The sequence below is a fragment of the Clavibacter zhangzhiyongii genome (assembly GCF_014775655.1).
Lineage (GTDB): Bacteria > Actinomycetota > Actinomycetes > Actinomycetales > Microbacteriaceae > Clavibacter > Clavibacter zhangzhiyongii.
In genome coordinates this window covers 2,265,535-2,290,219 of record NZ_CP061274.1, presented here as the reverse complement: position 1 = coordinate 2,290,219, position 24,685 = coordinate 2,265,535, and the positions used below count along the sequence as shown (strand labels likewise).

At 74.7% G+C, this 24,685-nt stretch carries 21 protein-coding genes; 15 read left to right on the top strand and 6 right to left on the bottom strand.

The window, feature by feature from the left end:
- Nucleotide 1 precedes the first annotated feature (1 nt).
- Nucleotides 2-934 (top strand): bifunctional riboflavin kinase/FAD synthetase, encoded by a 933-nt coding sequence (locus H9X71_RS10850; protein ID WP_191147107.1) that lies wholly within the window; start codon nucleotides 2-4, stop codon nucleotides 932-934.
- Here H9X71_RS10850 and H9X71_RS10845 read toward each other — a convergent pair.
- Nucleotides 931-1,632 (bottom strand): maleylpyruvate isomerase family mycothiol-dependent enzyme, encoded by a 702-nt coding sequence (locus H9X71_RS10845; RefSeq protein WP_191147106.1) that lies wholly within the window; start codon nucleotides 1,630-1,632, stop codon nucleotides 931-933. The genes H9X71_RS10850 and H9X71_RS10845 overlap by 4 nt on opposite strands.
- Before the next feature lie 37 nt (nucleotides 1,633-1,669).
- Between H9X71_RS10845 and H9X71_RS10840 the strand changes: the two genes are divergently transcribed.
- Both H9X71_RS10840 and H9X71_RS10835 read left to right on the top strand, forming a co-directional pair.
- Nucleotides 1,670-2,932: an MFS transporter gene (locus H9X71_RS10840; protein WP_244961581.1), complete on the top strand. Its 1,263-nt coding sequence runs from the start codon at nucleotides 1,670-1,672 to the stop codon at nucleotides 2,930-2,932.
- A gap of 137 nt (nucleotides 2,933-3,069) precedes the next feature.
- The gene (locus H9X71_RS10835; protein WP_191147104.1) at nucleotides 3,070-4,671 is read left to right on the top strand and encodes a PHP domain-containing protein; all 1,602 of its coding nucleotides are present in this window, start codon (nucleotides 3,070-3,072) and stop codon (nucleotides 4,669-4,671) included.
- Nucleotides 4,672-4,732: 61 nt separating this feature from the next.
- Here the strand turns inward: H9X71_RS10835 and H9X71_RS10830 are convergent, their stop codons facing one another.
- Nucleotides 4,733-5,671, bottom strand: coding sequence for an ROK family protein (locus H9X71_RS10830; RefSeq protein ID WP_191147103.1), 939 nt, complete (start codon nucleotides 5,669-5,671; stop codon nucleotides 4,733-4,735).
- Between the two features lie 165 nt (nucleotides 5,672-5,836).
- Between H9X71_RS10830 and H9X71_RS10825 the strand changes: the two genes are divergently transcribed.
- The 4 genes from H9X71_RS10825 (at nucleotide 5,837) to H9X71_RS10810 (ending at nucleotide 9,318) form a co-directional block, all read left to right on the top strand.
- Nucleotides 5,837-6,607, top strand: coding sequence for an SRPBCC domain-containing protein (locus H9X71_RS10825; RefSeq protein ID WP_191147102.1), 771 nt, complete (start codon nucleotides 5,837-5,839; stop codon nucleotides 6,605-6,607).
- A 71-nt stretch (nucleotides 6,608-6,678) separates the two neighbouring features.
- Nucleotides 6,679-8,205 (top strand): SDR family oxidoreductase, encoded by a 1,527-nt coding sequence (locus H9X71_RS10820; RefSeq protein WP_191147101.1) that lies wholly within the window; start codon nucleotides 6,679-6,681, stop codon nucleotides 8,203-8,205.
- Nucleotides 8,202-8,669 carry a hypothetical protein gene (locus H9X71_RS10815; RefSeq protein WP_191147100.1) on the top strand — a complete coding sequence of 156 codons (468 nt, stop codon included), beginning with the start codon at nucleotides 8,202-8,204 and terminating at the stop codon, nucleotides 8,667-8,669. The genes H9X71_RS10820 and H9X71_RS10815 overlap by 4 nt, the downstream gene beginning before the upstream one ends.
- Before the next feature lie 67 nt (nucleotides 8,670-8,736).
- Nucleotides 8,737-9,318 carry a GDSL-type esterase/lipase family protein gene (locus tag H9X71_RS10810; protein ID WP_244961579.1) on the top strand — a complete coding sequence of 194 codons (582 nt, stop codon included), beginning with the start codon at nucleotides 8,737-8,739 and terminating at the stop codon, nucleotides 9,316-9,318.
- Here the strand turns inward: H9X71_RS10810 and H9X71_RS10805 are convergent.
- Nucleotides 9,315-10,172 carry a TetR/AcrR family transcriptional regulator gene (locus tag H9X71_RS10805; RefSeq protein WP_244961577.1) on the bottom strand — a complete coding sequence of 286 codons (858 nt, stop codon included), beginning with the start codon at nucleotides 10,170-10,172 and terminating at the stop codon, nucleotides 9,315-9,317. The two genes, H9X71_RS10810 and H9X71_RS10805, sit on opposite strands and share 4 nt — an antisense overlap.
- 188 nt (nucleotides 10,173-10,360) lie before the next feature.
- On the opposite strand from H9X71_RS10805, the gene H9X71_RS10800 reads away from it, so the two are divergent.
- Entirely contained in the window at nucleotides 10,361-12,502 is a 2,142-nt protein-coding gene (locus H9X71_RS10800) for a S9 family peptidase (protein WP_191147097.1), read from the top strand.
- Nucleotides 12,503-12,557: 55 nt separating this feature from the next.
- On the opposite strand, the gene H9X71_RS10795 is transcribed toward H9X71_RS10800, so the two are convergent.
- From H9X71_RS10795 to H9X71_RS10785, 3 genes are all read right to left on the bottom strand, one after another.
- Nucleotides 12,558-13,820 carry a hypothetical protein gene (locus tag H9X71_RS10795; protein WP_191147096.1) on the bottom strand — a complete coding sequence of 421 codons (1,263 nt, stop codon included), beginning with the start codon at nucleotides 13,818-13,820 and terminating at the stop codon, nucleotides 12,558-12,560.
- Nucleotides 13,817-15,148 (bottom strand): hypothetical protein, encoded by a 1,332-nt coding sequence (locus H9X71_RS10790; protein ID WP_191147095.1) that lies wholly within the window; start codon nucleotides 15,146-15,148, stop codon nucleotides 13,817-13,819. Before H9X71_RS10790 ends, H9X71_RS10795 begins: the two co-directional genes overlap by 4 nt.
- 69 nt (nucleotides 15,149-15,217) lie before the next feature.
- The gene (locus H9X71_RS10785; protein ID WP_191147094.1) at nucleotides 15,218-16,135 is read right to left on the bottom strand and encodes an ROK family protein; all 918 of its coding nucleotides are present in this window, start codon (nucleotides 16,133-16,135) and stop codon (nucleotides 15,218-15,220) included.
- 244 nt (nucleotides 16,136-16,379) lie between these two features.
- On the opposite strand from H9X71_RS10785, the gene H9X71_RS10780 reads away from it, so the two are divergent.
- The 7 genes from H9X71_RS10780 to nagA all read left to right on the top strand — a co-directional run bounded on the left by H9X71_RS10780 (nucleotide 16,380) and on the right by nagA (nucleotide 24,592).
- Nucleotides 16,380-17,543: an ROK family transcriptional regulator gene (locus H9X71_RS10780; RefSeq protein WP_191147093.1), complete on the top strand. Its 1,164-nt coding sequence runs from the start codon at nucleotides 16,380-16,382 to the stop codon at nucleotides 17,541-17,543.
- A gap of 74 nt (nucleotides 17,544-17,617) precedes the next feature.
- The gene (locus tag H9X71_RS10775) at nucleotides 17,618-18,931 is read left to right on the top strand and encodes an extracellular solute-binding protein (protein WP_213003947.1); all 1,314 of its coding nucleotides are present in this window, start codon (nucleotides 17,618-17,620) and stop codon (nucleotides 18,929-18,931) included.
- Nucleotides 18,932-19,038: 107 nt separating this feature from the next.
- Nucleotides 19,039-19,998 (top strand): carbohydrate ABC transporter permease, encoded by a 960-nt coding sequence (locus H9X71_RS10770; protein WP_191147091.1) that lies wholly within the window; start codon nucleotides 19,039-19,041, stop codon nucleotides 19,996-19,998.
- Nucleotides 19,995-20,939 carry a carbohydrate ABC transporter permease gene (locus tag H9X71_RS10765; RefSeq protein ID WP_213003946.1) on the top strand — a complete coding sequence of 315 codons (945 nt, stop codon included), beginning with the start codon at nucleotides 19,995-19,997 and terminating at the stop codon, nucleotides 20,937-20,939. The genes H9X71_RS10770 and H9X71_RS10765 overlap by 4 nt, the downstream gene beginning before the upstream one ends.
- Nucleotides 20,940-20,944: 5 nt before the next feature.
- Nucleotides 20,945-22,594: a beta-N-acetylhexosaminidase gene (locus tag H9X71_RS10760; protein ID WP_191147090.1), complete on the top strand. Its 1,650-nt coding sequence runs from the start codon at nucleotides 20,945-20,947 to the stop codon at nucleotides 22,592-22,594.
- Between the two features lie 67 nt (nucleotides 22,595-22,661).
- Nucleotides 22,662-23,447, top strand: coding sequence for a glucosamine-6-phosphate deaminase (gene nagB, locus H9X71_RS10755; RefSeq protein ID WP_191147089.1), 786 nt, complete (start codon nucleotides 22,662-22,664; stop codon nucleotides 23,445-23,447).
- Nucleotides 23,444-24,592: an N-acetylglucosamine-6-phosphate deacetylase gene (gene nagA / locus H9X71_RS10750; protein WP_244961576.1), complete on the top strand. Its 1,149-nt coding sequence runs from the start codon at nucleotides 23,444-23,446 to the stop codon at nucleotides 24,590-24,592. Before nagB ends, nagA begins: the two co-directional genes overlap by 4 nt.
- Nucleotides 24,593-24,685: the final 93 nt, after the last annotated feature.

Genomic DNA, 24,685 nt, shown 5'->3' with positions numbered 1-24,685 from the left:
CGTGCTCGTCGTCCACGACCCGGCGGAGGTGCCGGAGGGCTTCGGGCCGAGCGCCGTCACCATCGGCAAGTTCGACGGCGTGCACGCGGGGCACCGCGCGGTCATCCGCCGCCTGCTGGGCATCGCCGCCGAGGAGTCGCTGTCGTCGGCCGTCGTCACGTTCGACCGGCACCCGGCGGCGCTCCTCGCACCGGCCGCGCGCCCGCAGAGCCTCGTGAGCAACCGGCAGAAGATCGAGCTGCTCGCCGAGCTCGGCGTCGGCGCGACCCTCATGCTCCCGTTCGACGAGCACCTCCAGCGGCTGAGCCCGGAGGAGTTCGTGCGGCGGGTGCTGGTCGACGCCCTCCGCGCCCGCGTCGTGCTGGTGGGCGAGGACTTCCGCTTCGGCGCGCAGGGCGCGGGCGACGCCGCCACGCTCACGCGCCTCGGCGAGGCGCACGGCTTCCGCACGGTCGTCGTCGGCGACGTCATGCCCGACGGGAGCCGCAAGGTCTCGTCCACGTGGATCCGCGACCTCATGGACCGCGGCGACGTCGAGGCCGCCGCCGAGCTCCTCGGCCGCGCGCCCGCCGTCCGCGGCCTCGTCGTGCACGGCGAGAAGCGCGGCCGCGAGCTCGGCTTCCCGACCGCGAACCTGTCGCCCGAGGCCGAGGGCCTCATCCCCGCCGACGGCGTCTACGCCGGCTGGCTGCGCGACGGCGACCGCACGTACCCCTCCGCGATCTCGGTCGGCACCAACCCGACCTTCGCGGGCGTCCGGCCGCGCGTCGTCGAGGCCTTCGTGCTCGACGAGACGCTCGACCTGTACGACCACGAGGTCGAGGTCGTGTTCGTCGCCCGGATCCGCGGCATGGTCGCCTACGAGGGGCGCGACCCGCTCATCGCCCAGATGACGGACGACGTGGTGCGCACGCGCGGGGTGCTCGGGATCTAGGCGTCGCCGCCGGCGGGCTCCGCCGGCGCGGGCGCCGCGTCGCCCTCGGGTCGGGGCGTGCGGCCGAAGAGGTACATGATCAGCGTCGAGGCGGTCGCCTCGATCACGGGCCCGTGGCCGACGCTCCAGCCGGCGTCGGAGGCGCGGAGCGTGCGCGCCCGGAGCACCCCGCGGACCTGCGCCGGGGCGATGGCGGCGCGTGCCACGGCCACGGCGCCCGTCGAGCGGTGGTCGAGCTCGAGGTCCGCCGTCAGCGCGTGCGCGATGTCGTACGCGTGGACGACCACCTCGAGCAGCTCCGGGAGGCGCTTGCGGCCCTTCCCGGCGCGCTTCCCCGCGGCGATGGCGCGGATCCGGGCGACGAGCTCCTCGGGGGAGCGGGCGGCCTCGTCGGCGCTGAGGTCGTCCATCACGCGCATGGGGTTGAGGTGCGGGCGTCGGCGCATCGACCCGACCGCGGTGCGCACCATGGCGGCGTTGCTCGCGCCGACGCGCCACACGATGTGGCCGGCCACGTCGCGCACGGTCCAGCCGTCGCACATGCTCGCGGCCTCCCAGCCGTCGGCGTCGAGCGACGCGAGGAGGTCGGCGGTCCGGTCGAGGACGTCGGCGATCTCCTCGCTCCACACCCCCGTGACCTTCGCCTCGGGTTCGGGCGCGCGCTGGCTGAGGGGCAGGTGCCGGGAGATCTCGCTCATGGCCCGCAGCCTATTCCGGCCGCCGTAGAATCTGGTGGTGACGACGACCCCCGCAGCTCCCCGTGCGGGCGCGCTCCTCGCCCTGGTCGGCATCGTGCTGGTGGCCCTGAACCTCCGCACCGCCGTGGCCGTGTTCTCGCCGATCGTGGACGAGATCGGCCGCGACGTCCCGCTCGACAGCGTCTCCATCGGCGTGCTCGGCGCGCTCCCGCCCGTGTGCTTCGCGCTCTTCGGCCTGCTCGCGCCCGCCATCTCCCGCCGACTCGGCCTCGAGCTCACCGTGGTGGTGGGCCTCGTCGCCATGGTCGTCGGGCACCTCGTGCGGGCGGCGTCCGACCACGTCGTCGTGTTCGGCGTGGGCACGGTGCTCGCGCTCGCCGGCATGGGGCTCGGCAACGTGCTCCTGCCGCCGCTCGTGAAGAAGTACTTCCCCGGCCGGATCGGGCCGCTCACCTCGCTCACCACCGTGATGATGTCGATCAGCACGGGCGTGCCCTCGCTCGTCGCCGCGCCGCTGGCGGACGGCGCCGGCTGGCGGGTCGCGATCGGCACGTGGGCCGCGGTCGCCGTCGTGGCGCTCGTGCCGTGGATCGCCCTGCTCGTGCAGCACCGCCGCGACACGCGCCGCGAGCGCGAGGCCGCCGCGGCGCTCGACCAGGTCGAGGAGGCGCCCGCCGCCGTCACCGGCCGCGTGTTCCGCTCGCCGGTGGCGTGGGCGCTCGTGGGGATCCAGGCCGCGTCGTCCTTCAACGCCTACGCGATGTTCGCGTGGCTGCCCGCGCTCCTGCAGGAGACCGCCGGGCAGACGCCCGTGGAGTCCGGCGTGCTCCTCGCGGTGTTCGGCTTCATGGGCCTGCCGACCGCGATCATCATGCCGCTGCTGGCCGCGCGCATGCGGAACGTCGGCATCCTGATCCAGCTCGGCGTCCTCTTCTTCGTCGTCGGCTACGTGGGCCTCCTGGTCGCGCCGGCCGCCGCGCCGCTGCTCTGGGTGGCCTCCGCCGGCCTCGGGCCGCTGCTCTTCCCGCTGGTGTTCGTGCTCATCAACCTGCGCACCCGCACGCACGGGGGAGTGGTCGCGCTCAGCGGCTTCGTGCAGGGGATCGGCTACTCGATCGGCGCCGTCGGGCCGCTGCTGTTCGGCGTGCTGCACGAGGCGACCGGCGGATGGACCGCGCCGCTGCTCATGCTCTTCGTCATGGTCGCCGTCGCGTCCGCGTCGGGCTTCTACCTCGCGAAGCCGCGCCTGCTCGAGGACACCTGGGACCGCACGCCGCGCGAGGCCGCGACCGGTCGCTGACGCCGACCCGCCGCGCCCGCGCCGCGCGTCCGCTCCGTTCACCTCCCGACCTCCCGTCGTCCACCCGGGATCCACCTCCCGTCGCGTCGATTCGGCAGGGTGCGGAATGCACCCGCACAGCGACACGGAGGACACGCATGACGAACGACGCCCGCACGACGGTGAGCCGCAGGCACCTGCTCCAGACAGGCGCGGCGGTGGGCGCCGGAGCGGCCGTCGCCGCGCTCGGATCCGCCCCCGCCGCCCGCGCGGCCGGCGCCCCCGCCAAGGTCGGCGGCTACCTCTGGCTCGAGGGCGACCATCACGTCCACACCCTCTTCAGCAACGACGGCAAGTACCGCGTCCGCGACCACATCCGCCAGGCCGTCGCGAACGGCGTGCAGTGGATCGTGCTCACCGACCACGGCAACACCGCGCACGCCACGAAGGGCAGCGTCGACCAGATCGTCCCCTTCATCGAGGAGGCGCGCAAGGAGTTCGGCTCCGAGATCGTGATCTTCCACGGCCTCGAGTGGAACATCCCCGGCGCCGAGCACGCGACCGTCTTCGTGCACCCGCAGGGCGACGCGATCGGCGTCCTCAAGGAGATCGAGGAGCGCTGGGACGCCCGCGTCAAGGGCACGCGCGACGGCACCCCGGCCAACGAGGCGCTCGCGATCGAGGGGATCCGCTTCCTCGACCAGGCCGTCGCCTCGCGCCGCGTCAAGGACGCCGTGATGCTCCCCAACCACCCCTCGCGCCAGGGCATCGACTCGCCGCACGAGCTGCGCGCGTGGCAGGACGCCGGCCCGCGCGTGGTCCTCGGCATGGAGGGCGCGCCCGGCCACCAGGCGGGCGGCCTGCCGTCCCCGCACAGCACGGCCGGCGGGCGCGGCCTCTACGGCAACGCGCCCGGCACGTACTCCTTCCCCGGCTACCCGGCCGAGTCGTACCGCACCTGGGGCGGCTTCGACTGGGTCACCGCCACGGTCGGCGGCGTCTGGGACTCGATGCTCGCCGAGGGGCGGCACTTCATCGTCACGGCCACGAGCGACAGCCACAACGTCTACCTCGACACCACCGAGGTCGGCCCCGGCAGCGACTACGACCGCGACGGCCGCATGGTGGATCCCGTCTACCGCGGCGGCGTCGACACCGACGAGAACGACTTCTGGCCCGGCCACTACAGCCGCACCCACGTGGGCGCGGTCCGCCAGGACCACACGTCCGTGCTCGACGCGATCCGCGCCGGCCGCGTGTGGGTCGACCACGGCGGGCTCATCGACGCCATCGACGCGCGCCTCGTCCTCGAGCGCGGCCGCACGATCCCGCTGGGCGGCACGCTCACGGGCAAGCGCGACCGCAAGGTGACCGTGACGGCCGACATCACGACGGCCGCGCGACCGAACCGCGCCGGCTTCGTGCCCGAGCTCGCGCGCGTGGACGTCATCGTCGGCCGCATCGACGGCCCCGCCGCCGACCGCGACGCCATGACGGCGCCCGCCACGCGCGTCGTCGCGCAGCTCCCGGTGTCGCGCCTCACGGCGATCCCCGGCGGGTACCGCCTCTCGCTCGAGATCACGCCGCCCGGCGACCGCTTCTACGTGCGCCTCCGCGGCACCGACGGGAAGCGCCAGCAGCCCGGCTTCCTCGGCGCGGCGATCGACCCGGCCGGCCCCGCCATCGACGTGCTGGGCGACGCGGACCCGTGGGAGGACCTCTGGTTCTACACGAGCCCGCTCTACGCCGAGCTCTCCTAGGCCGGGAGGCGCGACGCGGCGATCGCCGGGAGGGTCCGGGGGACCCGCCCGGCGATCGCCGTCAGAAGCTCGGGACCATCTCCCGGCGGTGCACGAGCGCGCCGGCGCCCACGAGGGGGCCGTCCTCGGAGAGCCCGGACGGCACCACGCGCGTCTTGGTCACGAAGCCGAACCGCTCGCGGAGCGCGATCGGCTCGCGGATCATGTCGAGGAGGTCCGGCGTCACCCGGCTGAAGCCGCCGCCGACGGCCACGACGTCGAGGTCCACGAGCGAGGCGGCCGACGCGATGGCCCGGCCGATCGCGAGGCCGGCGCGTCGCACGGCCGCGACCGCGAGCTCGTCGCCCGCGCGGTACCCGGCCGCGAGGTCCTCGCCGGTGGATCCCGTCCAGCCCTGCGCGCGCGCCCACGCGACGCTCCGGGGGCCCGAGGCGACGGCCTCCACGCAGCCGCTGCCGCCGCACGCGCACGGGTCGTCGAAGCCGGCGACCTCGATGTGCCCGACATGGCCCGCGTTGCCCGTGGATCCCGCGGCGGTCCGGCCGCCGAGCACGAGCCCGCCGCCGATGCCCGTGGAGACGATCATGCCCATCACGTGGTCGTGGCCACGGCCGGCGCCGACCCAGTGCTCGGCGAGGGTGATGGCGAGGCCGTCCATCTGCAGCGTCACCGGCACGTCGGGCACGAGCTCGGCGACGCGGTCGCGCAGCGGGAAGCCGCGCCAGGCCGGCACGTTGAGCGGCGAGACCAGGCCGCGCCCCACGTCCACCGGACCCGCGGCGGCGACGCCGACGCCGACCAGCTCGGCGCCCGCGGGGAGGGCGGCGACGGCCCGGCGCGCGACGACGGCGACGGCGTCGAGCAGCTCGTCGGCGGATCGCCCGGATCCGGTGGGCCGGCGGGAGCGACTGCCCTCGAGCACGCGGCCCGCGTCGTCCACGAGCGCGGACTCCACCTTGGTGCCGCCGAAGTCGACGGCGAGCGCGAGCGTACGAGGCATCTTCGTCCCTGTCCCGGCGCCGGACCCGCCCGTGCGCCGGCGTCCAGGATACGGGCGGCCCCGCGCGCGCCCGGCGACGCGCGGTCGACGTCCGCTCGGCGTCGCGTCTGCGGCATGTGTGGAATCCGACGGCGGCGGACGGCGCGACCCGCCTAGGCTCAGGACGTGGATCCCGATCACACCCCCGGACAGGCCAGCGAGCCGTCCGACCCGCGCGCCGAGCACGCCGCGCCCGCCCGCCGCCGCGGAGGAGCACCCGCCCTCGACTACGCCGACGCCACCGAGGCGCGCCTCGCCTCCCGCGAGCTCGACGAGGGCATGCCCCCCTCGCACGGCCTCGACGACGACGCCCGCGTGCTGCGCGAGATGCGCGAGCGGTTCCCCTCGCTGCCCGGCGCCGTGCTGTCGGAGGCCCGGGCGTCGACCGTCTTCCTGCCCTACCGCTTCGTCTTCCGTCGTCTCATCGACCTCCCCGCCCTCATCGTGTGGGACGCGGTCTCCGACGCCGACATGGTCTCCGGCTGGCTCGCCGAGGCCTCCATCGAGCCCGAGGAGGGCGGCGAGTTCTGGTTCGAGTGGATGAGCGCCCCCGACCTGAGCCTCGCCACCGCGTCCGGCGGCATCATCACGCGCTTCGACGAGGGCCGCTGCATCGAGTACACGTTCGTGCACGAGGGCGAGGTCACCGCGCGCTTCCACCTCAGCCTGGAGGAGGTGCCCGGCGGTCCGCGCGATCGGCAGACGGACCTCGTCGTCACGGTCTCCGGGGTCCTGCCGGCCGGCATCGCGAACGTGCTCAAGGCCAGCTGGCGCCTGCACCTCGACCTGCTGGAGGACCTGGTCCACGGCCGTCCCGTCGACTGGTCCACGTGCGAGGCGGAGCACGGCGCCATCTGGCGCCGGTACCTCGCCGAGCTGGAGTCCGCCGAGGGCTGATCCGGGTCCTGCCCACCTCCCGTCCCGGCTCCTGGGAGCCGCTTGCCAGGCTGATTGCCTAGCGTGAGGGAATGACTTCGCCGAGCTCCGCCTCCCGTCTCGCCCTCGTGACCGGAGCGACGGGATACATCGGCGGTCGGCTCGTGCCCCGCCTCCTCGAGGCGGGCTTCCGGGTGCGCGTGCTCGTCCGCGACCCCCGCCGTCTCACCGACGTGCCGTGGCGGGACGACGTGGAGGTGGTCCGCGGCGACCTCTCCGACGCCTCGACGCTCGGCCCCGCCGTGCAGGACGTCGACGTCCTCTACTACCTCGTGCACGGCATGGGCGCGAAGGGCGACTTCGCCTCCTCCGAGCGCGCCTCCGCCGAGCACGTCGCCGAGGCCGCGGAGGCCGCGGGCGTCGGCCGCATCGTCTACCTCGGCGGTCTGCACCCCGACGCCGACCAGCTCTCGAAGCACCTGGCGAGCCGCAAGGCCGTCGGCGACGTGCTCCTCGCGAGCGGCGTGCCGACCATCGCGCTGCAGGCGGGCGTGGTCATCGGATCCGGCTCCACCTCGTTCGAGATGATCCGCCACCTCACCGAGGTGCTCCCCTTCATGCCCGCGCCCGGCTGGGTGCGCAACTTCATCCAGCCCATCGCGATCCGCGACGTGCTCTACTACCTCGTCGCCGCGGCCGACCTGCCCGACGACCTCAACCGCACCTTCGACATCGGCGGGCCCGACGTTCTCCGTTACGGCCAGATGATGAACGGCTACGCGGTCGAGGCGGGCCTGCCGCAGCGGCCCATCGCGTCCATCCCGATCTTCGCGCCGCGGCTCGCCGCGCACTGGGTCAACGTCGTCACGCCGATCCCGCGCACGCTCGCGGTGCCGATCATCGAGTCGCTGCAGTACGACTGCGTGATGGGGGAGCACGACATCTCCACGTACATCCCCGACCCCGAGGGCGGGCTCACCGGCTACCGCCGGGCCGTGCGCCTCGCGCTCGGGCGGATGCGCGACGGCGTGGTCGAGACCAGCTGGAAGGACTCGGCCGTGGTCGGCGCGCCCAGCGACCTGCTGCCGAGCGACCCCGAGTGGTCGGGCCACACCGTCTACCTCGACCTCAAGGAGCGCTCGACCGACGCCGCGCCCGAGGACCTCTGGGCCGTGATCGAGTCGATCGGCGGCGACAACGGCTGGTACTCGCTGCCCGTCGCCTGGGCCGCCCGCGGCTGGATGGACAAGCTCGTGGGGGGCGTGGGCCTCCGCCGCGGCCGTCGCAGCGCGACCACGCTGCAGACCGGGGACGCGCTCGACTTCTGGCGCGTCGAGCACATCGAGCGCGGATCGTCGCTCCGCCTGCGCGCTGAGATGAAGCTGCCCGGCGAGGCCTGGCTGGAGCTCAGCGCGACGCCGCGCGAGGGCGGCGGCAGCGACTACCGCCAGCGCGCCATCTTCTTCCCGTCCGGCCTCGCCGGCCGGCTGTACTGGTTCTCGATCCTCCCGTTCCACGGCGTGATCTTCACGTCGATGGCGACGCGCATCACCGGGAAGGCGCTCGCCGCCTCCCGGCGTCGCGCGACGGAGCGGCCGCTCGAGGAGGCCGCCCGGTGAGGCGGCGGATGGGGGCGCCGCGCATCGGCCTCATCGTCCTGACGCTCGTGGGCATCGCCCTCGCGTCGGCCGGGCTGGCGACGGCGGTCACCATGAGCGTCTCCGCGCCCGTGCAGGCGCGGGCGGACCTCGCGATCCTCGCGGGGGAGGACCCGGCGCAGACCGCCCGCACCCCCACGGGCGCGGGCGCCCCCGACGCCGCGGATCCGGATCCGGCCGCCTCGGAGGCGTGGAAGCCCATGCCCGTGGACGACGGGCGGGCGCGCAGCACCACCGACCTCACGGACGGCGCCGCGTCCCGCGTCACGGTCGACGTGCTCGGGATGGCGGTCAGCCCCGGCCAGGCCGGTGCGGTCGTCGCGGTGATCCTCTCCCTTCCGCTCGTGATCGCCGTCGCCGTGCTCGTCGCGGCGCCCCGCCCGCGTCGGTGGTGGCGCCGGGTCACCCGCCGCCGGCCCGGCTGACGGCCGCGGCGGACCCGTGACATCCCCGGGGGCGGGGACCATGATGGGCACGACGAGAGGTGGATCCATGGCTCCGCGCATCCGCACGATCGCCCTCCTGGGCGACAGCCTCACGGGGGACGGCGGCTGGGATCGGCTCGTCCCCGGCCCGGACGCGGAGGAGGGCGCGACCGCCGGCGTCCTCGACCTCGGCCGTGCCGGCCAGACCGCCGACGACGTGCTCGCCCTCCTGCCGGAGGCGGTGGCCGCGGATCCGTCGACGGTCGTCCTCTCCTGCGGCACCCACGACCTCGGGGCCGCCCGCCGCGGGCCCGAGCAGACGGTCCGCACGCTCGAGACCGTCCTCGCGCACCTGCGTCGCGACCTGCCGACCGCGCGCATCGTCCTGCTCTCGGTGCCGCCGCGCGGGCGGGAGCACGCCGAGCGGATCCGCGTCGTGAACGTGCACCTGCGCCAGTTCGCGCCCGTCGTCCGGGCGGAGTACGTGGACCTCTGGCCCGCCCTCGGCTTCGGCGACGGCGAGCTCGACCCGACCCTCACCGACGACCGGCTGCACCTCAACGACGACGGGGCGGCCGCCGTCCGCGCCGTGCTGGCGCCCGTGCTCGCGGCGCACGCGGCCGGCGCCGAGGATCCGGCCGGCTCCTAGCGCTCGTCGCGGGGCGACGCCGGCACGCGCAGCCGGCCCACGCCGTCGAGCACCACGCCGAGCTTGCGGCGCCACCAGTCGCGCGGCGTCGCGGCGGATCCCGTCGACACCTCGCCCGCGAAGCGCGCGGTCACGCGGTCCACGGAGCGGAGCGCGGCGCGCTGCGCCTCCTCCTCGCGGGCGTGCAGGGGGTCGGGCGTGCCGGACGAGTGCGCGGGGGCGCTGCGGCGCGCGGCGTGCGTGGCGGCCACCGCAGCGGCGGCGTCCGCGTCGACGGCGCGCTCGTCGGCGGCGATGGCGAGCAGCCCGCGACCCACGGCGGCGGGCATCGCCGCGTCGTCGAGGGGCGCGGAGGACGCGGGGCGCACGACGTCCGCGGGGCCGAGGGCGAGGACGCGCTCCCAGCCGACGTACGACTCCACCGCGATGTCGAGCACGACGTCGAGCACCAGGACGGCCTCCGCCTCGGGGAAGCCCATGCGGGTGAGGTCGCGGATCGCGCCGGTGAAGCGGAGGATGGCCTGGTCGGGCGCGGTGTCGAGGTGGTGGATGGCGCTCGCGAGGCCGGGGTGCCGGTCGTACATGTCCCAGACGCGCTCGACGGCCTGCTCCAGGTAGCGGCGCCACGCGAGCCCGTCCGGCGCGACGAGCTCGTCGGCGGTGAGGTCGGGCACCCGGGGCCAGTCCATGCGGGCGATCGCGGTGTCGCAGGCGAGCAGCACGATGTCCTCGCGGCTGGCGACGTGCCGGTACAGCGTCGAGTGGTCGACGCCGAGGCGATGCGCGAGGGAGGTGAGGGTGAGGGTGCTGAGGCCGACCTCGAGGGCGGCCTCCGCGATGAGCCTCCGTGACACCCGCGCAGGCCTCCCGACCCGACCGGCTCGCCGCTCCATGGCACCGATCCTAGCGGGGAGCGGGCGATCCTCCCGGCCCGCGGACGGGGGTCGCGCCGCGCGGGGGGCGGGGCGCGGCGGGACGCGCGACCCGGACGGCGCGCGCCGCCACGGAGCCCCGCGCCCGTCGCCGCGGCTAGCGTGGGGGCATGCCCGACACCCGCAGCCCCTTCTCCGACCTCGACGACCTCATCGCCGTCCCGCGCCTCGGCGGCCTCGTGCTCTCGCCCGACGGACGCCGCGCGGTGCTCACCGTCACCACCCTCGACGCCGCCCGGACCGGCTACCGGCACGCCCTCTGGGTGGTGCCCGCGGCGGGCGGCGGCGTGCCGCAGCGCCTCACCCGCTCCGCGAAGAGCGAGGCGGGCGCGGCCTTCACCGCCACCGGCGACCTCCTCTTCGTCTCCTCCCGCCCCGACGCGGACGACGCGGAGGCGAAGGACGCGGCCCAGCTCTGGATCCTGCCGGCCGCGGGCGGCGAGGCCCGCGCCCTCACCCGGCTGGTCGGCGGCGTGGACGGCATCGCGGCCGTGGCGCGCGACGCCGCGACGGTGGTGCTGCAGGCGCCGCTGCTCCCCGGATCCGCCTCGCTCGAGGCCGACGCCGTGGCCAGGAAGGCCCGCGCCGACCTCAAGGTGAACGCGATCCTGCACGAGAGCTACCCGGTCCGCTACTGGGACCACGACCTCGGCCCCGACGAGCCGCACCTGCTCGCGCTCGACCTCCGCGACGCGTTCGCGGAGGAGCCCGCCCGGCCCACCGCCACGGACGCGGCCGCCGCGCTCGCCGCCGAGGCCGAGGGGGAGGACGGCGGATCCGCGGCGTCGGCGCCCGGCGCGACCGCGCAGCCGTACCCCGCGTCGCTCCCGCGCCCGCACGACCTCACGCCGCGTCCCGGGCGCACGCTCGAGCACGCCACCGCCGCGATCAGCCCCGACGGCCGCACGCTCGTCGTCGCCCTCGGCGTGAAGGAGCGCCGCGGCTCCCGCCAGGCGCTCGTGTCCATCGACGTCGCCACGGGGGAGCGCACGACGCTCCTCGACGTGCCCGGCGTCGACCTCGAGTCGCCCGTCGTCAGCCCCGACGGCGCCCTCCTCGCCTACGTGCGCACCGACCGCGCGACGCCCGCCGCGCCGACGCAGCAGGAGATCTGGGTGTCGGCGCTCGACGGATCCGACGCCCGCCGCGTCGCCGCCGACTGGGACCGCTGGCCGACGTCGCTGCAGTTCGACGTCGACTCGCAGGCGCTCGTGGTCACGGCCGACCAGGACGGCCGCGGGCCTGTCTTCCGCATCGGCCTCGACGGCGCCGTCACGCAGCTCACGACCGACGACCACTCGTACACCGACGTGCGCGTCGACCGGGAGTCGGGCGACGTGCTCGCCCTCCGCTCCTCGTGGATGGCCCCCGCGCACCCCGTGCGCGTGTCGGCGGCCGACGGATCCGTCACCGAGCTCGCGACGCCCGCGCCCATCCCGCCGACGACCGGCACCATGACCGAGGTCGAGACGACCGCCGCCGACGGCGCCCGCGTGCGCGGCTGGCTCGTGCTGCCCGACGGCGCGTCGGCGGAGGCGCCCGCGCCGCTGCTGCTGTGGATCCACGGCGGCCCGCTCAACAGCTGGAACGCCTGGAGCTGGCGCTGGACGCCGCAGGTGATGGTGGCCCGCGGCTACGCGGTGCTGCTGCCGGATCCCGCGCTCAGCACCGGCTACGGCCTCGACTTCATCGCGCGCGGCTGGGACGCGTGGGGCGAGGCGCCCTACACCGACCTCATGTCGATCACCGACGCCGTCGAGGCGCGCGAGGACGTCGACGCGTCGCGCACCGCAGCGATGGGCGGCTCGTTCGGCGGCTACATGGCCAACTGGGTCGCCGGCCACACCGACCGGTTCCGCGCGATCGTCAGCCACGCGAGCCTGTGGGCGCTCGACCAGTTCGGGCCGACGACCGACTCCTCGCAGTACTGGCAGAGCATCTTCTCCGCCGAGGGGCTCGACCGGAACTCGCCGCACCACTCCGTGCGCGACATCGTGACGCCCATGCTCGTGATCCACGGCGACCGCGACTACCGCGTGCCGATCGGCGAGAGCCTGCGCCTCTGGTCGGAGCTGGCCGAGCACCACGCCGCCGACGACGGCACGACGCCGCACCGGTTCCTCGTCTTCCCGGACGAGAACCACTGGATCCTGAAGCCGCAGCAGTCGGTGGTCTGGTACCGCACGGTGCTCGCGTTCCTCGACCAGCACGTGCACGGGAAGGACTGGGTGCGGCCCGAGGCGCTCGGCTAGCCGCGACGGGTCCGGGCGCTCCGCCGAGCGCCCGGACCCGTCGGCCGCACGCGCGTCAGAGGCGGAAGGGGTTCGCCCCGAGCGCCGCGAGCAGGTACCAGGCCGTGGCGCCGGTGTGCAGGCTCGCGTCGTAGGTGTCGCCGAAGCCCGTGACCAGGCCGTCGCTCGACGCCGCGACGATGCCGCGTCCGTCCGCGATCGGAGCTGCGGACTGCGCGCGCTCGAGCGTGGCCATGAGGTCGGCGTAGCGCGCCGGATCCCCGGTGGCGCCGCGCGCCCGCACCGCCAGCGCCAGGTGCGCCGTGCCCTCGAACCACACCTTCGACCGGTCGGCCGAGCTGTAGGACGACCCGGTGAAGCCGCCGTCGGTCGCGGCCAGCTGGCCGATGACCCACGTGACCGCGGGCGAGTACGCGCTGCTGCCGGTGGCGAGGTACGCCCAGTTCTGGACGTCGCCCGGGATGGGCGTGCGGTTGATCGTCGTGCCGTCGACGTCGGTGCCCGTCCACAGGTGGCCGTCGGACGCGTCCCGCATCGCCGCCAGGAACGACGACGCCGTCGCCGCGCGGCCGGTCCACGCGGCGTCGCCGGTGAGGGTCGCGAGCATGGTGAAGAACGCGAGGACGTCGATGGCGTGCTCCGTCGACTTGAACGCGTACGGCACGTCGGATCCGTCGCGCCCGCCCGTGTAGCCGTACGGGGCGCGGGTCGTGTCGAGCGTCCTCGTGCGGATCCAGTCGCCGAGCCGCACCGCCCCCGCGAGGAAGCGGCTCTGCCCGGTGGCGCGGCTGAGCCGCGCGAGGGCCATGCCCACCCACGCCTGGTTGCCCGTGTTCGCCGCGGGGGAGCCGATGTACGGCGCCCCGCTCGCGGTGATGAACGGATCCGGCTGGTACGACGCGCGCGTGCGGCCGTCGCCGATGGGGTCGTGCGCCTGCGCGTACAGCAGGGCGTCGCCGAGGACGGTCGCGCGCTGCAGATCGTCCGCGGTGCCGCGGGCGACCCAGGCGAGGATCATGATGGCGTCGTCGTAGGCGAAGCTCGACACGAAGCCCGCGGCGCCCTGCCTGCCGCCCGTGTAGCTCTGCGGGACGCGGAGGGTGGATCCGGTCGCCCGCTGGTCGAGCTTCGCGGCGAGGAACCCGAAGGCGCTCGTGACGGAGGCGGCGGACGGGACGACGGCGGCCGCCGCCCGGGCCGCCGGCACGCCGGACGGGAGCGGAGCGGTCGCGGCGAGCCCGGCGACGCCGAGGCCCGCCACCCCCAGGAGGGCGGCGCGGCGGGAGATCGTCCCGCGGCCGTCGTGCGCGGCGCTCATCGCGACCGCGGTCCGCCGAGGCGGAACGGGTTGGTGAGCGTGGCGGCGAGGAGGAACCACGCGGTCGCGCCCGTGTGCAGGCTCGCGTAGTAGATGTCGCCGAAGCCCGTGTCGAGGCCGTCGCTCGAGGCGGAGACCACGCCCTTCCCGTCGCCGTTCGGCTGCTCGACCTGCGCGACCTCGATGCTGCGGAACAGCTCGATCGCGCGGGCCCTGTCGCCGGGGGCGCGGCGGATGCGGAAGCAGAGGGCGAGGTGCCCGGAGCCCTCGAACCACACCTTGCTCGTGTCGGTGTCGCTGTAGGAGGGGCCCGTGTAGGGGCCGTCGACCGCGGACAGGTTCGCCACCACCCAGTCGAGCGCGCGGGAGTACCGCGGGTCGAGGGTCGCGAGGTAGGCCCACGTGTGCACGTCCTCGGGGACGACCGTGCGGTTGACCGTGACGCCGTCGGGGTCGGTGCCGGTCCAGAGGTGGCCGTCGGCCGGATCCTGCATCGCCTCGACGAAGGACCGGGCGATCGCGGCGTCCGCGGCCCACGACGCGTCGCGCGTGAGCTCGGCGAGCTGCGTGAAGAACCCCGTGACGTCGATGTTGTGCTCGGTCGACTTGAACGTGATGGGCTGGTCGTCGGCGTTCCGTCCGCCCGTGAAGCCGTACGGCGCGCGGGTCGTGTCCGTCGCGTTGGCGCGGATCCACCGCCCGAGCCGCACGGCGCCGTCGAGGAACCGGCGCTGGCCCGTCACGACGAAGAGCCGCGCGAACGCCATGCCGACCCAGCTCTGGTTGCCGGTGTACGCGGCGGGGGAGCCGATGTCGAGGTTCCCCGACGGCGCTCCCGTGGCCGGGAACGTGTCCGGCTGGTACGACGCGCGGGTGCGGCCGTCGCCGATCGGGTCGTTCGCCTGCACGAACAGGAGCGCGTCGCCGAGGACCGTGGCGCGGCGGACGTCGGCGCGGGATCCGCGGCCGAGGTAGGCGAGGATCACGAGCGCGTCGTCGTACGCGAACGACGACACGAAGTCGAAGGTCGGCGTGGTGAAGAAGCCGCCCTGGTAGCTGCGAGGGAGGCGGAGCTGGCTGCCGGTCGCGTACTCGTCGACGCGGCCGTCGAGGAACTCGTACGCGCCCTTCGCGCTGCGCATGAGCGCGCGGGACGCGGTCGGGGAGCCGAGGTCGGGGGCGCCGAGGAGCGGGCCGGAGGCGGAGGCGGCCTGCGGGGCCGCGAGGAGCGCGGTGCCCACGGCGGCCGCGGATCCGCCGAGCAGGGCCCGGCGGCTGAGGGGGCGGGCGCCGAGCGGGTGGTCGCCGGCGGGGCGGGGGTCGGTCATGTCGTCTCTCCATCTTCATCGATCGGGGATGCCGGGTCGTGCGGGTCGTGCGGGTCGTGCGGGGACGGGTCAGCGGGGCAGCGGGCGGTCCAGCTCGTGGGCGGGACGCAGGAGCGCGGCGCCCACGGAGGCCGCGGGCAGCTCGGGCGGGAGGAGGCGGACGCGGTCGGGGATGCCGAGGCTCGCGAGGAACGGGGAGGTCGCGGCCTGCCGGGCGAGCACGCCGAGCACGTCGTCGAGCAGGGGCGCGCCGAGCCGGCTGACGCCGCCGCCGACGACCACGGCGTCGACGTCGTTGGTGAGCACGAGGATCCGGACCGCCGCGGCGATGCCCTCCGCGAGCCGCAGCCGGATGTCCCGGGCCAGCGGGTCGCCCCGCTCGGCCGCGCGGAAGACCTCGACCGCCGCGTGCGCGCCGGTGCCGCTCCACTGCCGGGCGACGCCCGCGCCGGACGCCGTCGTCTCGAGGCAGCCGCGCTGGCCGCAGGGGCAGGGGAGGCCGGCGGGATCCACGGGCACGTGCCCGATCTCGCCCGCGCCGCCGCGCGCCCCGCGGAGGAGGACCCCGTCGGTGACGAGGCCGGCCGCGAGGCCGGTGCCGACGTTGAGGTAGGCGAGGGATCCACGCAGGCCGAGCAGCTGGGAGACGCCGACGGCCGCGGCGTTCACGTCGTTCTCGAGGGCGACGGGGACGCCGAGGCGCGTCTCGAGGCCGGGTCCGAACGGGAAGCCGTCGATGCCGAGGTTGACGGCGTGCTGCACGGTGCCGGTCGCGGGATCCACCATGCCGGGGATGCCGACGCCGACGGACGCGACGACGGGCTCGCCGAGGCGCGCGACCAGCTCCTCGACCGCGCGCACGGCGTTGTCGAGGACCTCGACGCCGCCGTGGCCGGCGGGGCGGCGGAGGGCGGAGACCACGAGGTCGTCGCCGTCGACGGCGACCGCCTCGATCTTCGTGCCGCCGATGTCCAGCCCGATGCGCACCGTGACTCCTCCTGCGCCTCCGGAGGACCGCGATGCGGCCGCAGCTCCGGCGCCGCGTTCGTTAGTAAACATTACAAACCCGACGGCCACAAGGGGTTCGTCGACGGATCCTGCCGCACAGGGCCGTGTTTCCGGGAGATTTCGCGTTCGGATCTCGGCCGAACGCTTGACACCGCGTTTGTAAGGAGGATTTACTAACGCTCCAAGCGGTCGACGTCGACCGCATGGAGAGGAGATGGCGCGCATGCCCACCGAACTGGCCCCGGCCGCCTCCGGCCCCGCCGGCACCCGCACCCGCCGCGCCGTCTCGAAGTCGCTGCCGCAGCACAACCGGGTGCACAACCGCTCGATGATGCTGCAGGCGCTGTTCCACCGCGGCGCCATGAGCCGCGCCGACCTCGCCCGCGAGTCCGGCCTGACGCGCCCCACCGTCTCGGTGCTCGTCAGCGAGCTCGCGGCCGACGGGATCGTCGCCGAGGTCGGGCAGCGCGAGGACGCCCGCGTCGGCAAGCCGGCTCAGCTCGTCGAGATCGACGCCGACTCCTTCCACATCGTCGCCCTCGACCTCTCCAACGGCCGCCGCTTCGTCGGGGCGGTGATGAACCTCCGCGGCGAGGTGCTCGCCGAGTCGTCCCTCGAGGTCGACGGCGCCACCGGCGACGCGGCCGTCGCCAAGGTCGTGCGCCTCAGCGAGCGCCTCGTGGCGCAGACGCCCCGCCGCCTCCTCGGCATCGCGGTCGGGGTGCCCGGCATCGTCGACGACCAGGGCGTCGTGCGCGCGGCCCTCGACCTCGAGTGGTCCGACGTGCCGCTCCGGGCGCGCCTCGCCGACCACTTCCGCGTGCCCGTGCGCATCGCCAACGACGCGAACCTGTCCGCCGTCGGGATGCACATGTTCAGCGAGGTGCCCGGGCAGAGCGTCATGGTCGTCACCATCGAGGACGGCGTGGGCGTCGGCCTCGTGATCGGCGGCGCGCTCGTGCAGGGCGAGCAGTTCGCGGCGGGGGAGATCGGCCACGTCACGGTCGGGGATCCCGACGCCGGCGAGGCCTGCACCTGCGGCCGCTCCGGCTGCCTCGAGACGGTGATCGGCGCCCGCTACCTCGCCCGGCGCATCGAGGGCCTCGCGGACGACGCGCGCGACGCGGCCCTCCGCGACGCCGGATCCGCGCTCGGCGTCGTCATCGCGCCCGTGATCAGCGCCCTCAACCTCAACCACGTCGTCGTCACCGGCCCCCGCGAGCTCATCGAGGGGCCCCTCCGCGACGCGACCCTCGCCACCATCCGCGCCCGCACGCTCGCCAGCGTCGGCGACGCGCTCTCCCTCCGGATGAGCGACGACGACGCCGACCTCGTGCTCCTCGGCGGCGCCTCGCTCATGCTCCAGGCCGAGCTCGGCGTCTACTGACCTCCCCGACCATCCCGACACGCACCGCACCGCACCGCACCGCACCGAACCCCAGGAGAACCACCATGCGACACATGAGACTGACGGCCGGCCTCGGCCTCGCCGCCGTCCTCGCCCTCACCGCCTGCTCGAGCGGCGGCACGACCGCGGCCGGCGACGGATCCGCCCAGGAGATCGCCGCCACGAAGGGCGACGGCAAGACCCTGAACGTCTGGGTCATGACCGGCGACTACACCGACGAGACGATGAAGGCGATCAACGACGAGTTCACGGCGCAGACCGGCGCGGAGGTGAAGGTGCAGACCCAGCAGTGGGACGGCATCACCACCAAGGTCGCCACCGCGCTGTCGACCTCGACCCCGCCGGACGTGCTCGACATCGGCAACACGCAGGTCGCGAGCTACGCCGCGAACGGCGGGCTGCTCGACCTCACGTCGTACCGCGACGACCTCGCGCAGGGCCAGACGTGGCTCGAGGGCCTCGAGGCCCCGGCCACCGTCGACGGCAAGCTGTACGCCGTGCCCGGCTTCGCGGGCGCCCGCGCCGTGATCTACAACAAGACCATGTGGGCGGACGCCGGCGTCACCGAGGCGCCGACCACCTACGAGGAGCTCACGGCGGCGCTCGAGAAGGTGGCCGCCGCCAACTCCTCCACCGACGGCTTCTCGCCCTTCTACATGCCGGGCCAGTACTGGTTCGCGGGCATGCAGTTCGTGTGGGACGCGGGCGGCGAGATCGCCACCGAGGACGACGGCACGTGGACGCCGGCCTTCGGCGACGCGAAGGCGCAGCAGGGCCTCGCCGACTTCCAGGAGTTCCAGAACGCGTACTCCACGGCGGCGTCGCGCACGCTCGACACCACGGCGCCCGACCAGACGCAGGTCTTCGCGGACGGCACCACCAGCGCGATCCTCGCGTCGAACGGCTACATCGACATGATCAAGAAGGCCAACCCGGAGCTGACCGACGACGACCTGGGCAGCTTCCCGCTGCCGGGCAAGTCGGGTGAGACGCAGCCGGTGATGCTGGGCGGATCCGACTGGGGCATCGCCGCCAAGTCGAAGAACGCGGAGCTCGCGCTCCAGTGGGCGAAGATCGCCGCCAGCCCCGACATCCAGTCGGAGTGGGTCTTCGGCAACGACACGTGGATCCCGAACAGCACCGAGGCCGTCGAGGCCGCGTCGAGCTCGCTGTCGCCGCTCGACAAGGGCTTCTTCGACGCCGCGCTCCGTTCGAACGCCACCCCCGCGAGCGGGGCCTGGGCCGACCTCGAGGGCGACAAGAGCATCAACCAGCTGTTCGCCTCCATCGCCTCCGGCACGAAGACCCCCGAGGCCGCGGCCGCGGACTTCGACTCCGCCGCCGACGAGAAGCTCAACTCCAAGTGACGCGCGGCGGGGCGCCGGTCCGACGACCGGCGCCCCGCCCCGCACCCGTCCGGCGCCCCGCGCGCCCGCCGTCCGCGACACCCGCACCACCACCCGAAGGAGGCACCGTGGCCCTCACCGGCACGCGCCCGCCGAAGCCCCGCGGATCCGTCGGATCCCCGGGCCGCCCGTCCCCGCGACGCGGCAGCTCCGCCCCCGCCTGGCTCCTCTCGCCGGCCGGCCTCGTGCTGCTGGTCGTGCTCGTCGCGCCCATCGTCTACCTCGTCATCACCTCGACGACCGACTCCGACCAGCGCACCCTCTACACGGGCGCGTACGAGAGCGTGGGGCTCGGCAACTACGTCGAGCTCGTGCAGGAGCCGGCGTTCTGGGCGGCGCTCGTGCGCACGATCCTCTTCACGGCCGCCATGGTGATCGGCAGCGTGGTCATCGGCACGGGCGTCTCGCACCTCATGACCCGGATCAGCACGCCGTTCCGCTACGCCGTCACCATCGTGCTCATCTTCGCGTGGGCCATGCCGAACGTCGCCTCCTCGCTCGTGTGGAAGTGGCTGTTCCAGCCGGGCTACGGCGTCGTCAACTGGATGCTCACGCAGCTCGGGGTCTTCGGCGACATGACCGACGTCGACTGGTCGAACGACGCGTTCCTCGCCTACACGTCCATCTGGATGCTCATCGTCTGGCAGGCCGTGCCGTTCATCGCGCTGACGCTCTACGCCGCGGAGACGCAGATCCCGCCGGAGCTGAAGGAGGCCGTGCGCCTCGACGGCGCCTCGGAGCTCGCGGTGTACCGCACCATCACGCTGCCGTTCCTCAAGCCCACGCTGCTGCTCGTGACGATCCTCTCGGTGATCTGGGACTACAACGTCTTCAACCAGATCTGGCTCGTCTCGCAGGGCGGTCCCGACGACGCGACCTCGACGCTCGGCGTCTTCACCTACACGACCGCGTTCGTCGGCTTCGAGCTCGGGCAGGGCGCGGCGATCTCGGTCGTCACCACGCTGCTCCTGCTGGTGCTCACGGCGTTCTACATCCGCAACCTCATCCGATCGGGAGAAGACCTGTGACCACGACAGCACCCGCGGGCACCGGCGCCGTGGCGCCCGAGACCGAGGAGGAGGCCCGGGCCGTCGTCGCGGGCGGGGGCCGGGAGCGCCGGAGCGCCGCCCGCTCCTCCCGGAGGCGCCGCCGCCGCCCGTGGCTCGGGAACTCCATCGCCGCGGTCTTCTGCGTCGTGTGGATCTTCCCCGTCTACTGGATGGTGAACACCGCCTTCAAGCCGCGCTCCGAGTCGATGAGCCGGACGCCGGGGTTCGTCCCCGAGGATCCGACGCTCGCGAACTTCGTGGCCGCGTTCACCAACGGCGACTTCCTGCTCTACCTGCGGAACTCGACCGTCGTGGTGGCGGGCGCGGTCGTGCTCTCCATCGTGCTGGGGCTGCTGGCGGCCGCCGCGCTCTCCCGCTTCTCGTTCCGCGGGCGCCGGCCGATCATGGTGGCGATCCTCGTGGTGCAGATGCTGCCCGCGACCGCGCTGCTCATCCCGCAGTTCCTGATCTTCACGCAGATCGGGCTCATCGGCACCTACGCCGGCCTCGTGCTCGCCTACGTGGGGGCGGTGCTGCCCTTCACCATCTGGGTGATGCGCGGCTTCTTCCTCGCGATCCCCGTGGAGCTGGAGGAGGCCGCCCGCATCGACGGGTGCTCGACCTGGCAGGTGCTCACGCGGATCCTGTTCCCGCTCGTGATGCCCGGCATCATCGCGTCGAGCGTGTTCGCGTTCATCGCGGCGTGGAACGACTACATCGTCGCCAACACGTTCATGCAGGACCAGTCGCACTACACGCTGCCCGTGTGGCTGGCGTCGTTCACCACACAGACCACCGGCACCGACTTCGGTGCCCAGATGGCCGCATCCGTGCTGTTCTCGCTGCCGGTCGTGGTCTTCTTCATGATCATCCAACGCAACCTGGTGTCCGGCATGTCCGCCGGCGCCGTGAAGGGCTGACCCGCATGACCACCCCCCTCGCCGTGATCCCCGCGCCCGTCTCGCTCGTGCCGGGGTCGGGCTCCCTCCTCCTCGACGTCCGCACCCGCATCCAGGCGCCCGACGAGCTCGCCGCCACCGTCGCCTGGCTGCAGTTTGCGCTCCGGCCCGCGACCGGGTTCCCGTTCGCCTCGACCACCGAGGAGGCATCCGGCGCCATCTCCCTCGCGCTCGACCCCGACCTCGCGGTGGGCGGCCACACGCTCGACGCGACGGCCGACGGCGTGCGGATCCGCGGCGGTGACGAGGCGGCCGTCTTCGCGGCCTGCCAGACGCTCCTGCAGCTGCTGCCGCCGCAGGTGTTCCGCCGCGCGCCCGTCGCGGGCGTCGCGTGGACCGTGCCCGCCGTCGCGATCCAGGACGCCCCGAGGTTCGGCTGGCGCGGCGCCATGCTCGACGTGGCCCGCCACTTCCTGCCCAAGCGCGAGGTGCTGCGCTTCATCGACCTCATGGCGATGCACAAGCTGAGCACGCTGCACTGGCACCTGACGGACGACCAGGGGTGGCGGATCGAGATCCGCCGCTACCCGCGGCTCACGGAGGTGGGCTCATGGCGCGCCGAGACCCAGGTCGGCGCCGCCGAGGGGTCGCCCGGCGACGGCCGCCCGCACGGCGGCTGGTACACGCAGGACGACATCCGCGAGGTCGTGGCCTACGCGGCCGCGCGCCACATCGACGTGGTGCCGGAGATCGACGTGCCCGGCCACTCGCTCGCGGCCATCGCGGCGTACCCGGAGCTCGGCGTCGGGAGCGCGGACCAGCCGCGGGCCGTGCACACGCGCTGGGGCATCATCCACGACGTCCTCAACATGGAGGAGTCGACGCTGGACTTCTACCGGGGCGTGCTCGACGAGGTGATGGAGCTGTTCCCGTCGCGCTACGTCGGCATCGGCGGCGACGAGTGCCCGCGCGACCAGTGGGCGGAGGACCCGCGCACGCAGGAGATCATGCGCGAGCGCGGCTTCACCGACGAGCTGGAGCTGCAGAGCTGGTTCATCGGCGGGCTCGACGCGCACATCGCGGCGGCCGGCCGCACCATGTACGGCTGGGACGAGATCCTCGAGGGCGAGGTCTCCTCCTCCGCGGTCGTCGCGTCGTGGCGGGGGATGACCGGCGCGGTCACCGCCGCGCGCCGCGGCCACGACGTGGTCGCCTGCCCCGACGACCAGGTCTACCTCGACTACCGGCAGTCCGACGGGCCCGACGAGCCGATCCCCGTCTCCATCCCGCTGACCCTCGAGGACGTGCTCGCGTTCGAGCCCGTGCCCGACGCGCTCACCCCGGAGGAGGCGGAGCACGTGCTCGGCGGCCAGGCGAACATCTGGACCGAGCACATGGACTCGCCGCGCACCGTCGACTACCTCGTCTTCCCGCGGCTGGCGGCGCTCGCCGAGGCGGTGTGGTCGCCGCGGCCCGCGGGCGGCGTGCGCGACGTGGCGGACTTCCACGCGCGGCTCGCCGTGCACCTCGAGCGGCTCGACGCCGTCGGGGTGGAGTACCGGCGCGCATCCGGGCCGATGCCGTGGCAGACGCGGCCCGGGATCGTGGGGCGACCGGCGACGCGCGAGGAGCGCCAGGCGTACATCGACGGCATCGTCGCGAGCATCGCCTCGTGAGCCCGCTCGTGGCGCCCGACGGCGCTCCCGTCCGTCCGTCCGTCGTCCGGCCCGAGGGGGTGCGCGCGTGGAGGTGATCATCCTGCCCACGGCGGAGGCGGTCGGCCGCGCGGCCGCCGCGCACGTCGCCGCCGCCGTGGTGCGCGACCCCGAGGCGGTCATCGGGCTCGCCACCGGATCCAGCCCCTCCGGGCTCTACGCCGACCTGCGCCGTCGCGTCGAGGCGGGCGAGGTCTCGTTCGCCCGGGCGCGCGGCTTCGCGCTCGACGAGTACGTGGGCATCCCGCTCGAGCACCCCGAGTCGTACGCGAGCGTCATCGCCCGCGACGTCGTCGGCCCGCTCGGCTTCGACCCGGCGCGGGTGCGAGTGCCCGACGGCCGCGCCGCCGACCTCGGCGACGCCGCCGAGGAGTACGACCGGGCCATCCGCGACGCCGGCGGCGTCGACGTGCAGATCCTCGGGATCGGCGCGAACGGGCACATCGGCTTCAACGAGCCGACGTCGTCGCTCGCGTCGCGCACCCGCATCAAGACGCTCGCCCCCGCCACCCGGGAGGCCAACGCGCGCTTCTTCGACGCGCTCGACGACGTGCCCACGCACTGCATGACGCAGGGGCTCGGCACGATCCTCGAGGCGCGGCGGCTCGTGCTGGTCGCGCAGGGCGAGGGCAAGGCGGCCGCGGTCGCCGCCGCCGTCGAGGGGCCGCTCACCGCGTTCGTGCCCGGCAGCGCGCTGCAGCTGCACGAGCACGCGGTGGTCGTGGTCGACGAGGCCGCCGCGTCGCGGCTCGCGCTCGCCGACTACTACCGGCACACGCACGCGGGCAAGCCCGCCTGGCAGCGGGTCTCGTGACGGGCTCGACGCTCCTCCGCGCGGCGCACGCGGTCGACGAGCGCGGCACGACCGACGACGCGTGGATCCTCCTCGACGGCGGTGCGATCGTCGCCGTCGGGAGCGGACGCGAGGCGCCGCCCGCCGACCGCATCGTCGACCTCGGCGACGCCACCCTCGTCCCCGGCTTCGTCGACCTGCACGTGCACGGCGGCGCGGGCGGATCCCACGACGACGGGCCCGACGGCATCCCCGCGGCCGTCGCCCTGCACCGGCGGCACGGCACGACGCGGTCGGTGCTGAGCCTCGTCGCCAACCCGGTGCCCGACCTCGCGCGCTCGCTCACGGGCATCCGCGCCGTCATGGCCGACGACCCGCTCGTGCTCGGCGCGCACCTCGAGGGGCCGTTCCTGTCGCCGCACGCGGCGGGGGCCCACGCGCACGAGCACCTCGTGGATCCGACGCCAGCGCGCGTCGAGGCCCTGCTGGAGGCGGGGGAGGGCGCGCTCCGGCAGGTCACCATCGCGCCGGAGCTCGACGGCGCGCTCGACGCGATCCGGCGGCTCGTCGAGGCCGGCGTGGTCGCGGCCGTCGGGCACACGACGTGCTCGGGCGACCTCGCGCGGGCCGCGTTCGACGCGGGGGCGACCGTGCTGACGCACGCGTTCAACGCCATGCCGGGGATCCACCACCGCGAGCCCGGGCCGATCATGGCGGCGCTCGCCGACGAGCGGGTGACGCTGGAGCTGATCCTCGACGGCGTGCACGTCGCGCCCGCGGTCGCCGGGCTGCTCCTCCGGGAGGCGCCGGGCCGCGTCGCGCTCGTCACCGACGCGATGGCGGCGGCCGGATCCGCGGACGGGCGCTACCGCCTCGGCGCGCTCGAGGTCGTGGTCGCCGCCGGCATCGCCCGTCTCGCGGGCTCCCACACGATCGCCGGGTCGACCCTCACGCAGGACGCGGCGCTGCGCATCGCCGTGCGCGAGGTCGGCCTCGGCCTGCCCGCGGCGGTCGCGGCGCTCACCGCCGTGCCGGCCCGGGCGCTCGGCCTCGGCGACCGACTGGGGCTGCTGCGCGCGGGCTCCACAGGCGACGTCGTCGCGCTCACGCCCGACCTCGCGGTCTCCCGAGCGTGGGCGGCGGGCGTCGAGCTGCCGACGGCCTGAGCCGCCGACGGCGCGAGCTGCCGGTGCGGGATCGACCACGGCGAGGAAGCGCCCCGCCGTCGGCTCCTCGCGCCCGTGACGGCGCGGACGCCC